Here is a 16,229-nt window from a genome sequence, read left to right on the forward strand (position 1 = left end):
GATAATAATTATCATTTTCATTTAGATATTATATCCCCACTTTTTTTAAATAGCAAACTATTTTTTTACTTTGTTAAAATATTAAAAACACTTATTACAATCTCGTTCCAAAACTTACAAATACATGCAAAATAGAATACTGTTATATTTTTGAAATTGTAGTATACTTAGTAATTATTTCGATTTTTCTAATAAACAGTTTGAAGGTGAAACAATGTTTTATGTAAAACAACTACTCTATTTCACTTACGAACAAGCATTATCTTGCTTATTCCCAGTCGTTATTTTTTTAACACTAGCCCTTTCAAAAATCATTTCGATTCCAGGGTTATACCGGTATGATTTCATACTTATCGTATGTCTTCTGATGCAATGGATTATGTACAAGACAGGTCTTGAAACAAAAGACGAACTAAAAGTAATTACTGTCTTCCATCTCATCGGCCTTTTACTAGAAATATATAAAGTACACTTCGGTTCATGGAGTTATCCTGAAGAGGCATATTCGAAGATTTTTGGAGTTCCACTTTACAGCGGTTTTATGTACGCAAGTGTCGCAAGTTACATATGCCAAGCTTGGAGAAGATTACATTTACAAATGCATCATTGGCCTAAAACTATTTTCACAGTACCACTAGGAGCTATGATTTACTTCAATTTTTTCACACACCATTTTCTATACGATTTTAGATGGGTCTTAACTTTACTTTTATTCATTGTATTCTCTCGAACTTTTGTGGAGTTTTCCTTACAAGGGGTTACATATAAAATGCCACTCGTTCTCTCATTTTTCCTTATTGGATTCTTTATTTGGATTGCAGAGAACATCGCAACATTTTTCGGAGCATGGCAATATCCAAATCAACGAGAAGCATGGAACCTCGTTCATCTTAGCAAAATTAGCTCATGGTTTTTACTCGTTGTTATTAGCATTATGATTGTTACACAACTCAAACATTTGAAGGAGTCGAAAAGGTAATATTAATACTGTATTAAGCTCGATCCTTCTTTGCTTGCTCAATAAAAAAACGAAATCCATCTAGGATTTCGTTTTTTTAGCTTTTCAAATCTATAGCGTTTTAATAAGACGTTCCATCGCTTTCATTTGACCGATATGATCCGCTTCATGATAAAGCATCATACCGTAAAGCTCCCCTACTGTTTCCAATCCTAAAAATGGCTCTGGAAGTTTATTTTCAAATGCTTCTGCTGGAATTTCGTTAATACGCTTTGCTTGTTCTTTTAATTGAGCCGTTAACACTTCTAATGATGGTCCTTCTTTTTCCCATTTAGATGGTCTTGATCCATATCCAAACATACCTGGATATTCAGTTGGTAAGTGTTTAAACTCTCTTCCAAACATGAAAGTTTCTGCTGCACTTAACACGTGACCAATATGCCAGCGAATTGTATTGTTAAAGCCCTCTGGCTGCGTATCCGCAGTTTTATCATCTAACGTTTCCATAAATTTAAGCAATGCCCCGCGCGTTAATTCAAATTGTTTTAAACCAACTGTTCTATTCATTTTATCGCTCCCCTTTTTTTATGTACAATTTATTATAAGCTAAGAATGTTCAACTTATTAAAGTTTCACCTTGTTTAATCTATCAGAAACGATTAAGAAAAACATCTAATATGCTTAACGCACTCTAACAATGCGATAAAAAAGGTACAGCTCTTGTAAATATAGAATTACTTACTGCGCAAATATTTCAGTGAACAAAAGAGGAGTGTACTTATATGTTAGATGTTTTAAAACAACAATATAATCTAATTCGTTCTACAAGAGAAACTCTATTTACGTTTTTGGAAGAAATCCCATTAGAAAAATTGCACAGCACAGTTCCTAATTTCGGAAGCGGCAGCATTATCAAAACCCATATTCATGTGGCTGATTGCTATCGATATTGGCTCGGATCATTCGCATTTAAGCAAAAACGAGCAGATTTTTTATTTGCTAGTGATTATGAAATTGAGCATGCCGATGTCGAAAAGGTTCGTGCTAGGTTTAAGTTAGTAGATGAGGTTGTACTACGTTTTTTAGATGAATACAATGACCGGTGGCTCGAAAATGTAGCAAATGAAGTGAAATGGCAAAAGGAACCTTGGAGCACAACTCCGCTATGGCTTTTAACTCATACGGAGACACATGAATTTCATCATAAAGGCCAAATCGTATCTATGGCCCGTCACCTTGGATATACCCCTCCTGACACAGACCTTAATTAATTACTACAACTGAACTTAATAAACACAAAAAAGAAAGAGCATGTTTTGATTAATCTTTTTCAAAACATGCTCTTTCTTTCCTTAAATAAGTTAACCGTTCATTATATCACTTGTTCACCTATAACACCTATTCATTAAAAGACTCCCTCGTTACATCAATAAATTGCTGTAGCGGTGATGTCATCCATTTATCTTTATGCCAAGCGATTTGCGTATAAATCGGAGCGATTGTATTTTCTAAATGTAACTCTTTTATCGTCCCTTCCCGTATATCTTTTTCTACAACTATCGCTGGTAAAACGGCTACACCTAAATCTGCAATAACACATTGTTTAATCGCCTCTACGCTAACAAATTCGATTTTATTTGCCGGATATACGTCTTCTGCGCGAAATAACTCTTCAAATAAAGTCCGATACGAGCAACCGAGTTCTGTTAGTAAAAGTGTTTCACTCTCTAAATCTTTTATAGAAACGGAAGGTTGTTCAAGTAAACGATGCGCTGGAGCCGCCACTACTTTTAATTCTTCTTTCATAAGCGGTTCTACATGCAAAACATCTTCTGTTTTACATTCATCCAAAATAAACACAAGGTCTACTTTCCCCTCCATCAATTGTTCCTTCGCATCTTTATTGGACTGCGCTGGTTTAAATATAAGCTTTATTTGAGGAAACTGTGCTTTAAACCTCTTTAATATAGATGGAAGCCTATATGTACACTGACTTTCTTGTGCACCAATTATTAACGTACCTGCTATTTCTTCATCATCTTTCACAGCCATTTTCGCTTCGTTACTGAGTGCAATCATCTTATCGGCATATAGTTGAAACTTTCTTCCTGCTTCAGTTAAGAAAAGTCGTTTTCCTAACCGCTCAAACAACGGCGTACCAAGCTCAGCCTCTAACGTTTTAATTTGCGCCGTTACGCTCGATTGAGCAAAGTTTAATTTCTTCGCGGTTTGGGTAAAGTTCAAAGTCTCTGCCGCTACTTTAAATGTAATTAATTGTTTTATCTCCATTTATCATCCCTCTTTTCAATCGATATTTCCGATTGATTTTATCGAAATAATCCTCTTTTCCTATTGATATTTGTATTGTATGATAAAGAACATCGACAAACAATATAAATGGAGGTATTCCATATGAAAGCACTTTGTTTCGAAACATTCGGAGACGCTAATGTACTACAATATAAAGAAATACATGATCCAATCATAAAGCCAAATGAAATTCTTGTCCGCACGAAAGCAATCGGTTTAAACTTTGCTGATATTTATAGACGCCGCGGCGATTATCATCTCGCTGGCAACCCGCCCTATGTATTAGGTTATGAAGGGGCTGGGATTGTTGAAAAAGTAGGAGCTGACGTTACGACTATCAATCCTGGAGACCATATTGCATTTGCTGACGTTCCATTCGCAAATGCAGAATTAGTTGCCGTTCCATCTGAAAAAGCAATTCCACTTCCAGATTCTATCTCTTTTGAAACAGCCGCTTCTGTCTTATTGCAAGGTCTAACAGCACACTATTTAACGAAAGATAGCTATCAAATACAACAAGGTGATGTAGCTTTAGTTCATGCCGCAGCTGGTGGTGTTGGTCAACTTCTCATTCAAATGATTAAACTACAAGGCGGAAAAGTAATCGGCCTCACGTCATCAAAAGAAAAAGCAAACGTAGCCACATTAGCTGGTGCCGATCAAGTATTTTTATATACTGAATCATGGTCTACGAAAGTACTTGAAATAACAAATGGTACTGGAGTAAATGTTGTATATGAATCAGTAGGTTCTACACTCGAGGAAAGTTTTAACGCTACTAAAGTTGGTGGTACTGTCGTATTTTACGGAATGGCTGGTGGTAATCCTGCGCCTGTTGATCCGCGTATGCTTATGGATACTTCAAAAACTTTAACTGGCGGAGACCTTTGGAACGTGCTTACTACTTTTGAAGAACGCAAGCAGCGCTCTACTCAATTATTTGATTGGATCGCTAGTGAAAAATTAAACATTGCGAGTCCTACTACCTTCTCTTTACAAGATGGTGCCCGCGCTCATGAATTATTAGAGAGCAGAAAAAGTACAGGGAAGATTTTATTAATCCCGTAATACACAAAAGGAAGCTAGATTTCTCTACCTTCCTTTTCTTATTTCTATATGTGATTTTTTATATTTCTACACTTTCTTTTCCTTTTGCAACATAACTCATATCTCCAACCGACTCGACGATGTACCCCCCATCTTTATATAAAATTTTCGTCACACTTGCATTTTCTACTCCAAGTTTTGTTTTACTATGATCTATCATTTCTATTAATGCAGTTATAAGAAGTCCATGAACTACAACTAAAACGTTGCCTCCGCCATTTTTAGCAGCTTCCTCACTAATTTTATCAATCTCTATTTTTATACGAGTAGAAAACAACTCCCAATCTTCCGCTTGTTTCGTAGGATCTGCTGCTCTAATAAGATCAATAACTTCTTGAATAGAAAACTTCATAAGTTCTTCTGGTGATGTAACGCCCGCAGCTTTTCCAATCGTTTCCCACATATTTTCAAGCTTTTCACCTTCAAAAATACCGAAATTTAATTCTCGTAAAGCTTTTCTTTGCTCAAGTTTCAATTCTGATTGCTCACTATATTTTAATACTAAATTAGCAGTTTCAATCGCGCGGCCACTATCACTACTATACACAGTAGTAAAATGAATATCCTTTAATCCTGTTCCTAAATTTGTGGCCACTTCAACACCTTTTTCTACTAACGGAGAGTCTGCCCAACCTTGCGCGCGATGGTTCGTATTTAATATTGTTTTACCGTGTCTTGTAACATATAACGTAACTACATTCTCATTGCTATCTGTTTCTCGCTTATTCATGCTCTTCTCTCCCTTTACATTTCTATATCAATTTTACCATCTTAATTATTCATTGAGCAAAATATACGTCAGTAAATTTACTGAATAAAAAACACTACCTTTCTGTATATTTCAACAAAAAGATAGCGTTTTTTATGATTAGATTTCTTAATCCGTACTTTTATTCAGAAAAGGCACTAGAGTATTGTACAATCCCTTCTACACCTTCAAGAGCATTCCCTCTTAATTCCATTACCATAAACACTTCATCAGGCACTTCAAATGGTGCCTTTATATTCCACTCACTTGCTTTCTTAAAACCAAATTTCGGATAGTACTCTGGATGTCCTAATACAACAACCGATCCATATCCAAGTTCTTTCGCTTTTTCTAATGCAGCTACAATAAGTTTTCCACCAATTCCTTTTTTCTGATGGCCCCTAGCAACTGAACTGAAACTGGTGCAAGTGCTAACGAATCTACAGAAGTTCCATCCTGTTCTATCGTAATTTTCGATAACAGAATGTGACCGACTATTTCCTCATCTACCGCAACAATAGATAACTCAGGAACAAACGCGTCACATTCTCTAATACGTTTTACAAGTTCATGTTCTGTTTTATCACTCAATTCTTCATGTAAAAATGCTTCTTTTACCACATCTTCTGTCTTTCTATAATCATTTTTTTGTTCTTGTCTAATCGTTACCATTTTAACTTATCCTCTATTCTTTCTCATTTCTTTTTGAATTTTACGGAGTGCTTTTTTCGATCCGCGCTCTATATCATGTTGCATTTTTCTTTCTTTATAATCGACAAATAGTGTACTTAAATCGTATCCTTCTGGGTATAATTCTTTCGCCGCTACCTCTAATGTAATACGTTTTACATTCACTTCTATAAATTCACCGTTATAATATACAACGACGTTATAGAAATTATCTATTTCCTTATAGATGATACCAAAATCATCATGATCCAATAAATTTACACGGTCGCCGATTTTATACTCATAATGATTTTCTCTTTTTTCTTGCACAAATTTCGGTTTTCTAATTTTACTTTCATTCACTTTTTCTAGAGCGTATTCTTTATTTCCCATATACTCTTTTGCTCGTTTCAGTACATGCGCTTTTACGTTCATTTTATTCGCAATCCAAAGTGCATTACTTTCACCCGATTTTCCGATTACTAATTTATAAAGTGGTTCTAACGTTTCACTATTAAATTGCATCGCTGCATTCATAAAATCATCATGCATTTCTGAGAATCGCTTTATTTCACCGTAATGCGTACTCGCAACTGTAATACATCCCGCAAGGTACAACTCTTCTAAAATAGAAATCGCAAGTGCAGCCCCTTCATTTGGTTCTGTACCGCTTCCTATTTCATCAAATAATAGTAACGTATTATTATTTGACATCCTCATAATCTCGGATAGATTTTTCATATGAGATGAGAATGTACTTAGTGCATTTTCGATACTTTGATTATCACCAATATCTACGAATACATTTTCGAAAATAGCGATTTCTGTCTCTTTATCTCCTGCAATATGAAGGCCTGACATTGTCGCTAATGTTAACAATCCAATTGTTTTTAGCACAATTGTTTTTCCGCCTGCATTCGGCCCTGTAATAATTAAACTACGGTACTCTTGACCAATGTCAAAGTTTAACGGTACAACTTGCCCTGTTAATAGCGGATGCTTACAATTCACTAAATGAATGTAGCCATGATCGTTTAACTTCGGTTCTATTCCATCAATAGATTTACTAAACTTTGCTTTCGCAAACACCATATCATATTGACTGATTAGCTCCATATTAATTTTTATACTATAAATGTTTTCTAGTACCATTCCTGATAAAGTCGCTAAAATTTGATACTCTTCCATCGCTTCTTCTGCTTTGAAATTTGCGAGTTCTACATTTAACTTCTTAACCGTATGCGGTTCTACAAATACAGTAGAACCTTTTGCCGAAGCTTCAACAATACTTCCTGCAACTTGATTTTTATAGGATGATTTAATTGGAATCGTATAGCGATCATCCTTTTTACTAATAAAGAATTCCTGAATATATTTCTTATTTGCACTACTATTTAAAAACTTCGTTAAACGTTCTTTTATTTTTCCATCTACAGAATCGATGTGATTACGAATTCTCTTTAACTCTTTACTAGCCGCCGCATCAATACTATTTCCCTTAATTGAAAAGTTAATTTCCTCTTCAATACTTTTATATTCAGTCATTGAATTTGCATAAGAAGCTAATACTGGCGCAAAAAATTCTTTATCTAACATAAACTTTTTAATCTTTCTACATCCACGTAAAAAGTCTGAAACGCTTACTAATTCTTCTGGATCTAAAATCATTCCTTTTTCTAATTTTTGAATTGTACTAGCGATATTAGAAATTCCGAAGAAAGGCACATGTCCTTCTGCATCTAATATAGCTCGCGCTTCGGTTGTTTCGTTTAATCGATTCCTGACTACTTTTATATTCGTACTCGGCTCTAATTTATTTAATAATTCTTTTCCTAATCCACTTACACAATAAGATTTCACTATTTCCTTTAACTCGTTATATTGTAATTTTTCAAAAGTCATCGTATTCATTTTGTTTCTCCTCACTATGATTGTTTTCTATCATAAATGAAGATACCTACTCATTAGATTCCAATGAGCCCTACATTATTCAATTACCATTTTTATACATTAAAAATATATACAAAAAAGCTGCGGGGATACCGCAGCTTTTACATTTACAAGGCATGTGTAATAACATATGAGGAAATAAGCCATAAAAACAGATGGCAGTCCCCTTATTACACGCTTTATAAAGTATTGTAGGTATCTTCATAGGTATCGAAATAAATCCATGACAAAATTAGGGGTATGATGTACATAAAAATCCCCTGTTTTTTTATCTGATTTATTTCATTAAATTTTTCCTATTTAGTACCTACCGCACTCACAAAAAGCACCTCTCATTAATTTATATTATAGTCATTGAAATCTAATTTATTGAAATCATCATACTATATGTATAGCAAGAAGTAAAGGTGTCAGACTATTGTCCTTCACACACCTGAGGAAGGATAATCTTTTCACCTATTAAGCTGTAAAATTTTCATATAATCATCCTTTTTCTCAAGGGTCTTTTTTGCTTCCTCAGCCGTTAATATATAATCCACTGCAATATTTTGTAATACATCCTTATTAGTATTTGGTAACTGAATCGTTATATCTTCCACGCTACTCTTATTATTTTCAAGTGTTTTATTGAATTCCTGAATACTTCTTGCAACCTCCGCTAATATTTCCATATGTGAAGGATTATTTACATCTAAAACCGTATTACTTCTAAAAACTGCCGTATAATACTGCTTCAAATTTTTCTTCTCTATTTCTTTCTCAGCATTCTTATCGGAAACATTATCCCCCGTCTGTATTTGATCGAAAGCAAGTATAGTATTATTCTCTTTTTCTTCATAATATGTATTGAATCTTTCTTGTAAATCATTCGCTTCTTTTTTTATTTTATAGTTATCATTATTTACTTTTGGAGAAATTTGTCCATCGAAATAAAGTTGAAATTGCAAATGCGGTTCATCTACTTGTTGTACAGAAGCTATCCGTCCCTTTGGACCGAGGAAATCTTTTCCGTTATCCAATGTTTCAACTTGATTTAGTTTAACAGAAATACCATACTCCGATTTTGTATAACTTTGTGCTTTTTGTTCAATTTCTTTATCCGATATATCACATGATGTTAATAGTAATAAACTAAACGTCATGCTATATGTCATTGTTATTCTTTTCATATTTTATCTCCTTTAGCTTCTACTTCATATACAGAAATATCCTTATACATTTTTATATAATCACGATGTTTATAAGAAAGACGAGAAGTTTTGAATAAACCTACACTCTTCTAATCTCTCACATTATTTTTTAGCATAACTTCAAATATTTCACAAGTACTTCAGCATAGTTTTAATTTCACATCTTACTCACTTTTGTTTACAATTTACCTATACAGGTCTAACGGAGGGATTTCCATGACAGACTTTCAAAAACAATTTTTCACACGATTAAATATAGAAGAAAAAGAAACAGTTTCATTTGAAGATCTATCTCATATTATGTACGCAATGGCACAAACTGTTCCATTTGAAAACTTAAATATTCTCGAAAAGAACTTTAAAGAAATATCAAAAGAGAATTTAGAAGAAAAAATTTTAGTAAACAACCGTGGCGGTCTTTGTTATGAACTAAACCCGACTATGTATTACTTCCTTAAAGATTCTGGATTCAATGTTCATCTCGTTTCAGGAACAGTTTATAACGCTGCAAATTCTCTATGGGCTGTCGACTCTGGACATATCGCAACAGTTTTAAAACACCATAATGAATTTTATTTAATTGAAGTTGGATTCGGATCGTACTTACCTCTTGCACCTGTCCCTTTCTCAGGTGAAGTCGTTCACTCTGTTACAGGAGATTATCGTATTCGTAAAGAAACGACCGAAAAAGGTAATTACATTTTAGAAATGCGTAAAAACAATGAATTTCTCAATCAATCTTCTGCTGATGATTGGACGTTAGGATATGCATTTTATATAGAAGAAGTAGATGAAAAAAAAGCAAATGCAGCACAAAAAATTATCGTTGAACATGAAGGGTCACCATTTAATAAAATGCCTCTTATTGTAAAACTTACAGAAGATGGGCATGCATCTTTAACGAAAGATAGTCTTACTACAACAAAAGATGGGGCAAAAACGAAAGAAGCAGTTACAGAAGAGCAATATATAAATCTTTTACATTCGAAGTTCGGAATTACATTATAAAATTTCAGCCTTGCTATTTACAGCAAGGCTGAAATTTTCAGCAGGGATTTTTTGCAATTTGTTGTATTTCATAGTTATATAGAAATGTAACTACGTTTTTAGAAAGGAAATGATTATGACAGAACTTAAAGATCGATTACAAGTACCTGCTAATGAAAAATGGAATTTAACAGATATTTACCATACAATTGAAGATTGGGAAAGTGATTATAAAAAAATTGAAGTATTAACGAATGAACTAAAAGAGTTTAATGGAAATATTCACGACGGCAATAGTTTATTAGCTTATTTAACAAAGAGTGAAGAAATTTCTAGCATAATATCTTTAATGTTCGCTTATGCACGATTACAATCCGACTTAGATACACGCGATACTGACGCCCAATCCCTTGTCGATAAAGTATCACAATTACATGTAAAAGTAAGTGCAGCGAAATCATTTTTCTCTCCATTCTTACTTAGCATAGATGAAAACACATTACATACTTATATAGAAGAAACAGAAGGCTTACAATATTATAAAGAAGATTTATTTGAGTTATATCGCTATAAAAAACACGTATTAAATAAAGACCAAGAAGAAATTTTATCACAAATGGGGGAAGCACTTTCCTCTCCGCAGCACACGTTTGGTATGTTAAATAATGCGGATATACTATTTGGTGAAGTGACAACTGATGATGGAAAGAAAGTGAACTTAACACGCGGAATGTATTCAAAGTTAATAGAAGACGAGAATCGTGAGAAACGTAAAGAAGCGTATAAAGCGTATTACAAGCCATATGTGCAGTTAAAGAACTCCATCGCTTCTACTTTATCCGCTGCTATTAAAAATAACGTTACTGTTTCAAAGCTAAGAAAGTATCCATCCGCTTTAGAGAAATCATTATTTGGCGATATGGTTCCGAAAGAAGTATATGACAATTTAATTAATACGACGAAGCAAAACATTCAATCTTTACATACTTATAACGAACTTCGAAAAGCAAAATTAAACGTAGAAGAACTACGCCAATACGACTTAAGTGTCGATTTAGTAGCGGGTGTAAAACAAGATATTCCATATAACGAAGCCTTTGACATCATGATTGCATCACTTGCTCCTTTAGGAGAAGAATATATTGAAACATTAAAAAGCTTTAAAGATAAACGATATATAGACGTGAGAGAAACACCTGGAAAACGTTCGGGTGCTTATAACTTCGGTGTATACGGTGTTCATCCTTTCATTCTTTTAAATCATCACGATGATTTAAATAGCCTTTTCACTCTTACTCATGAATGTGGTCACGGTATGCATACACATTATTCACACGGATACCAACCAAGAATTTCTGCACACTATTCCATTTTTGTTGCAGAAGTCGCTTCTACAGTAAATGAAGTGCTATTAATTCACTATTTATTAAAAGAAGCGAAAGAGACGAACGTGCGTAACCATTTAATTAACTACTTTATCGATAGCTTTAAAGGGACTTTCTTTACACAAATCATGTTTGCAGAATTTGAAAAAATCACACATGAAATGGCTGAGCAAGGTAAACCATTAAACGCACAAGTCTTCAGTGAAATTTATGAAAATCTATTTAGAGAATATAATGGTGATTCACTTGTATTTGATGAAGAAGTAAAATACGGATGGTCTAGAATCCCTCATTTCTATCGTCCATTTTACGTATACAAATACGCAACTGGATTTGCCTCTGCCATTCAAATCGCAGATAAATTATTAAGCGGCGATCCGAATGCTCAGAAAAACTATATTGAATTCCTTAAAGGTGGAAGTTCCGATTACCCACTAAATCTACTGAAAAAAGCTGGTGTTGATTTAACTACGCCAGAACCGATTGAAAGTGCATTAAATCGCTTTAGTGAACTTGTTGAAGAATTTTCAGCATTATAGAAAAAAAGCATGCAGAATATATGATCTGCATGCTTTTTTCACTTGAATCACTTTATTCTATATGTTGCTGCGTCACACAGTGAATCATGCCACCATATGCATACAGTTCATTTACATAAATACCAACAATTCTTCTCCCTGGAAACTGACCTTCAATGATTTGCAGCCCTAACTTGTCATGTTCGTCACCGTATATAGGTACCAATACAACTTCATTACCAATATAAAAATTCAAATATGAGCCCTTACAGTCTGCCTCTTTTACCATTTTTCTCGTTACCGGCACTGGAATAAGTTGAAATGGTTTTCCATCTATATTTCTTGCTTGGCGCAATTCTTGATAATGTTTTTCATACGCCTCCAAAAGATACGACTCTCCTTCCTTAAAAGGATCATATTCATACAGAATCGTATTTTCATTTACAAAACGTGCTGCTCCATCTATATGGTAATCCGTATCTTCATCATAATTATCCTCACCGTGAATACCAGTTATCCATATAAAATTCGTTACCCCAAAATACTTCGTTAACTCCATTTCGATCTCTTTCTGACTTAATGTAGGGTTTCGGTTCTCATTAATAATAGAAGTTTTCGCTGCCATTAAGGTTCCATTTCCGTTTATCTCAATTCCCCCGCCCTCTAGACAGACACTAGATTCAACTTTTGGAATGCTATGCATTTCACTTATTTTAGTCGGAATAACAGCATCGTTTTCATACGGATATTTATCCCCCCAACCATTAAATATCCAATGTGTTAGGCAGAGATTTCCTTCTTTATCTTTTACAAATATTGGACCATTATCTCTTATCCAAATATCATCAGTTTCTTGAACTAAGAAATCAATTTTATCCATATTTACTTTCGCTTCAACTAACTTTGATTGGACATGTACTTTTTCTTCCTCATCAAATACAACTATATGCACATTTTCTCCATAATGAAGCTCCTTTGCCATCGTTACCCAAATATCATCCAACTTAGCTCGGTAACCTTCACCTCTATGTGCTTTATCATGAGGCCATTGGAGCCATGTCCCCTCATGTTTTTCCCATTCTGCAGGCATATAAAACAAACTATTTTCTATATTTCTCATACATGTTCACCCCTTCTCTGAATGTAAGTTCAGTCTATACTTTGACATCGTGTTAAGGTCAACAGAAATATATTCATCTACTTGTGGCAACTTCATAAAGCGACTCTTTATTTCTCCTTGCGATACACTACTTCTCCTTGTAAAACTGTCATTAAAACTTTTGCATTCGGAATCTTATCGGCGCTCATTTTAGTAATTGCTTTTGTATACAGAATAAGGATTGACATAATGTTAATGTCAATCCTTATTCTCATTCTATTTTCGCAACTAAAAAACAAATTTGGGTCACATACTCCTCTACTAAACAATCACATTCAGGTCCCTTTAAATAGACTTCATATGGGGAACTCTTCATTATATAGCGATTCTTTTCCAACCACTCTTCTAACGCCATATATGCATAACCTATATAGTCATAGCTACCATAATGCATAGTAGTAACGATTTGATGTTGATTAAGCTTTTTTATTTCGCACTCTTGTAATACGCCTTTATCGTCATCATCCATAATCGGTATCCTTAATTCAATATCACTGCGATCTGGAATATACTCTTTATCATAAAAAACTACGGATGGAGAGCCAACTATTTGAATACTATTTTTTTGTACTTTTTCATATAAGTCATAAAAATAATCATCCATATCGTCTATATCTATTTGTAATCTTTGAGCAATTACCGTTATTTCATTTCTCATTCCAATTAATATATCGTAACTTCTATGGCGAGCAATATTTAGACCATTGTTCATACTTACCATTTCATTCATTTCTGAAATAACCTGTAAATTTTGTTTCACTTCATGAGACAACTCTATAATTTGCGCTTGCATATGTTTAATAAATGAATCTTGATCTGATGACTGCAGAATTATTTTAATTTTCGGTAGAGGGAACTTGTACTCCCTTAGCTTTTTAATTTTCAATGCTATTTCTAGCTGTCCTTGCTCATAATATCTATATCCATTTACCGGATTCACATATGCTGGTTTCAATATTTCCTCTTTATCATAATGCCTTAGCATCCGTGTACTCATTTTGCAAATCCGCGAAAATTCAGTAATTGTATACATATAAATACCCCTTGAATACATTTTCTTATAAGCTTATTGATTAAAACCAATCAAATATTTTTTTGATTGAAGAACCTTCATTCTGATTGTCCAACCTCTTCATTTTTGAAGGTAACAAATGACTCGGACAATACCACGTTAAACAATTCATTGCGCCTCCCATAGTCGATATTTCTCCTACATAAATTTGAATAACTTGTTTCTCCGTATGTTGTTGAATATATCGTAAAACTTCCCCGTCTTTAGCTAATCCAAACTTAGGAACATAAAGGGCGTCACATGTTTCTAACATATTTATATATAAGCCTTTTGCCGAGGCTATTTCTTGATCATATTGTCCTTTCTCTGTATATGACGAAGGAACAACTATAAATTCAGCTTCTGGCATTTGCTCTTGAATAATCTCTTGAACATTATATCTAAATTCATGATCCCCTAGAAAATCACTAATAAACATTGTGTGTTCATCAATAAATTTAACCATTCCGTCTGCGTGTGCGAGTACATCTCCTTCTTCAGCAGGAATAATAATAACTCGGCTCACATCTAAATCCCATTCTAATTGCTCAATAATCTCCTCTTCTGTCCAATCATCGTTATCATCAAATATGCGTTCTGTTAATATAACGGTATCTTTTTTATTCCAAATAAGATTACCACCATCCAATATTAATGGTGATTTCGCATACTCAAAGTCATTTTTTTTCAACCATTTATTAAATTGTTGATCTAAATATCTTCCTTGATCATCTGGTAAATAATTTGGTCGATATTTAAATTTAACAAGATGATTCGTTACAACTGGTGCAACATCTCTTAGCCAAATATCATCATACTCAAAAAAGCTCGTATGGAATTCTTGTTCTTCAACAGATAAAGAAATAAGTTGGTCTGTAACTCCCTTCTTTTCATTTAAATTTTCATTAAAATAAATAAGTTCTTCATAAAACGGTTCATAATATTCATTTGATTCATCTGGTATCGCAGTAAAAATAATTCCCTTTTGTTTTTGTTCCATATATTTTACCTCGCTTTTTTTTATAATAATTGAGTAGCCGATTTAAAAACGCCCGCTCTTCCTCAATACCTTTCACTTTTCATTACAATTTTTAAAACGTACACATTTCATGAATGGATTATAGCACGGAGAAATATTATATATTTATATAAAAAATATAAAGCTGTCGTTAAGCTTTATATTGACTCTTGACAAGATTTTAGAATGCAGTATTTCATAACAACATTAAAAATGTAATCGCCATACACAATTAACGATTAAATGATCTTTTTATCATGATTCATATCCATTACTTCTAACAAACCATTTTGATTATATAAATGCAACAAATGCGTTTCTACACCTATACAAATCCCTTCTAGCGGAAGATCGTTTGGATCCTGACCAAATGGATCTTCAATTTCAACCCCTATTGCTTCTATCCCTATAAATGCAAAACTTATAAACATAGTTGCCAGTATTGTAACCCAACCAAGACTATCAACAAGACCAATCGGTAAAGTCCCGCAAAATATGAGCAGTAAAATTTTAATATGAGCAAAATATGCAAAAGGAATAGGCGTTGTTTTGATACGATCACATCCACCCACAGCCGTAAGCAGATTATTCAGATCAGCTTCCATATTAATTATTGCATTGGGATGAATTCGACCCGTTTTCAAACCTTTTGATAGTATAGTTTTTAACATAAAAACTATACTAATCGGTAAATGAATAGACTCAATCAATATTTCTTTTTCCTTCTCAGAACAAATATCAAGCAATGATTTGATTTCAGATAAATCTTTTTCGTCTCTCAAATGTCCTTTCGCTATCTTTGGAAAAGCAATTAATAAATGTAAAAATTTCAGCTTTTCCTGATCCGTCTTTTTCCCTTCAGACTCCCAATGACATAAAAAACTAACTGCTAAATTTCTAGTACAGGCACCAATCGTGCCAAATAACTTTCTACCTTCCCAGTACCTATCATAGGCAGTGTTAGTACGAAAAACTAACAGTAAACCTAAAGCTCCTCCAACAATTACCCAAGGAGTTTGATTAATTTTTATTGCTGCATAATAATAATTAATTACAGTTACTACCGTTGAAACGCATATATATAATAAAATTTGTGGGAATATATCTCTTATAACCGTTCCCTTTAATGTAAATATTTGATGTAAACTATTTTGATTATTGTAATGTACCATATTTACA

At 33.6% G+C, this 16,229-nt stretch carries 14 protein-coding genes and 1 pseudogene; 5 read left to right on the forward strand and 10 right to left on the reverse strand.

Going from position 1 to position 16,229, the window contains the following annotated elements; translation table 11 throughout:
• The first annotated feature begins 214 nt into the window (after positions 1-214).
• A complete protein-coding gene (locus COI75_RS21150; RefSeq protein WP_000500242.1) occupies positions 215-979 on the forward strand; it encodes a DUF817 domain-containing protein in 765 nt (254 codons plus the stop codon).
• A 90-nt stretch (positions 980-1,069) separates the two neighbouring features.
• Here COI75_RS21150 and COI75_RS21155 read toward each other — a convergent pair whose 3' ends face one another.
• Positions 1,070-1,525, reverse strand: a complete 456-nt coding sequence (locus tag COI75_RS21155) for a DinB family protein (RefSeq protein WP_001082397.1) — start codon at positions 1,523-1,525, stop codon at positions 1,070-1,072.
• A 215-nt stretch (positions 1,526-1,740) separates the two neighbouring features.
• Between COI75_RS21155 and COI75_RS21160 the strand changes: the two genes are divergently transcribed.
• A complete protein-coding gene (locus COI75_RS21160) occupies positions 1,741-2,229 on the forward strand; it encodes a DinB family protein (protein WP_000887835.1) in 489 nt (162 codons plus the stop codon).
• Between the two features lie 127 nt (positions 2,230-2,356).
• Here COI75_RS21160 and COI75_RS21165 read toward each other — a convergent pair whose 3' ends face one another.
• Positions 2,357-3,247: a LysR family transcriptional regulator gene (locus tag COI75_RS21165; protein ID WP_000403891.1), complete on the reverse strand. Its 891-nt coding sequence runs from the start codon at positions 3,245-3,247 to the stop codon at positions 2,357-2,359.
• Positions 3,248-3,370: 123 nt separating this feature from the next.
• Here COI75_RS21165 and COI75_RS21170 point away from each other — a divergent pair, with 123 nt between their 5' ends.
• A complete protein-coding gene (locus COI75_RS21170) occupies positions 3,371-4,336 on the forward strand; it encodes a quinone oxidoreductase family protein (RefSeq protein WP_000645276.1) in 966 nt (321 codons plus the stop codon).
• Positions 4,337-4,394: 58 nt separating this feature from the next.
• On the opposite strand, the gene COI75_RS21175 is transcribed toward COI75_RS21170, so the two are convergent.
• The 4 genes and pseudogenes from COI75_RS21175 to COI75_RS21190 all read right to left on the reverse strand — a co-directional run bounded on the left by COI75_RS21175 (position 4,395) and on the right by COI75_RS21190 (position 8,911).
• On the reverse strand, positions 4,395-5,105 hold the full coding sequence (locus COI75_RS21175) for a histidine phosphatase family protein (protein WP_001042053.1): 711 nt from the start codon (positions 5,103-5,105) through the stop codon (positions 4,395-4,397).
• Positions 5,106-5,265: 160 nt separating this feature from the next.
• Positions 5,266-5,795 (reverse strand): annotated as a pseudogene (locus COI75_RS21180) (GNAT family N-acetyltransferase).
• Positions 5,796-5,801: 6 nt separating this feature from the next.
• Entirely contained in the window at positions 5,802-7,703 is a 1,902-nt protein-coding gene (locus COI75_RS21185; RefSeq protein ID WP_098448629.1) for an endonuclease MutS2, read from the reverse strand.
• 491 nt (positions 7,704-8,194) lie between these two features.
• The gene (locus COI75_RS21190) at positions 8,195-8,911 is read right to left on the reverse strand and encodes a hypothetical protein (RefSeq protein WP_000822808.1); all 717 of its coding nucleotides are present in this window, start codon (positions 8,909-8,911) and stop codon (positions 8,195-8,197) included.
• Between the two features lie 237 nt (positions 8,912-9,148).
• On the opposite strand from COI75_RS21190, the gene COI75_RS21195 reads away from it, so the two are divergent.
• Together COI75_RS21195 and pepF are read left to right on the forward strand one after the other, a co-directional pair.
• A complete protein-coding gene (locus tag COI75_RS21195; RefSeq protein WP_000129231.1) occupies positions 9,149-9,940 on the forward strand; it encodes an arylamine N-acetyltransferase family protein in 792 nt (263 codons plus the stop codon).
• A 115-nt stretch (positions 9,941-10,055) separates the two neighbouring features.
• Positions 10,056-11,843, forward strand: coding sequence for an oligoendopeptidase F (pepF, locus tag COI75_RS21200; RefSeq protein ID WP_000137584.1), 1,788 nt, complete (start codon positions 10,056-10,058; stop codon positions 11,841-11,843).
• 52 nt (positions 11,844-11,895) lie between these two features.
• On the opposite strand, the gene COI75_RS21205 is transcribed toward pepF, so the two are convergent.
• The 4 genes from COI75_RS21205 to COI75_RS21220 all read right to left on the reverse strand — a co-directional run bounded on the left by COI75_RS21205 (position 11,896) and on the right by COI75_RS21220 (position 16,222).
• Positions 11,896-12,942, reverse strand: coding sequence for an agmatine deiminase family protein (locus COI75_RS21205; RefSeq protein WP_001244189.1), 1,047 nt, complete (start codon positions 12,940-12,942; stop codon positions 11,896-11,898).
• A 250-nt stretch (positions 12,943-13,192) separates the two neighbouring features.
• Positions 13,193-14,014, reverse strand: coding sequence for a MerR family transcriptional regulator (locus COI75_RS21210; RefSeq protein ID WP_000288090.1), 822 nt, complete (start codon positions 14,012-14,014; stop codon positions 13,193-13,195).
• 40 nt (positions 14,015-14,054) lie between these two features.
• Entirely contained in the window at positions 14,055-15,032 is a 978-nt protein-coding gene (locus COI75_RS21215) for an agmatine deiminase family protein (RefSeq protein WP_000435970.1), read from the reverse strand.
• A 257-nt stretch (positions 15,033-15,289) separates the two neighbouring features.
• On the reverse strand, positions 15,290-16,222 hold the full coding sequence (locus tag COI75_RS21220; RefSeq protein ID WP_000233826.1) for a bestrophin family protein: 933 nt from the start codon (positions 16,220-16,222) through the stop codon (positions 15,290-15,292).
• Positions 16,223-16,229: the final 7 nt, after the last annotated feature.

The sequence above is a fragment of the Bacillus cereus genome, assembly GCF_002564555.1.
Taxonomy (GTDB): domain Bacteria; phylum Bacillota; class Bacilli; order Bacillales; family Bacillaceae_G; genus Bacillus_A; species Bacillus_A cereus_K.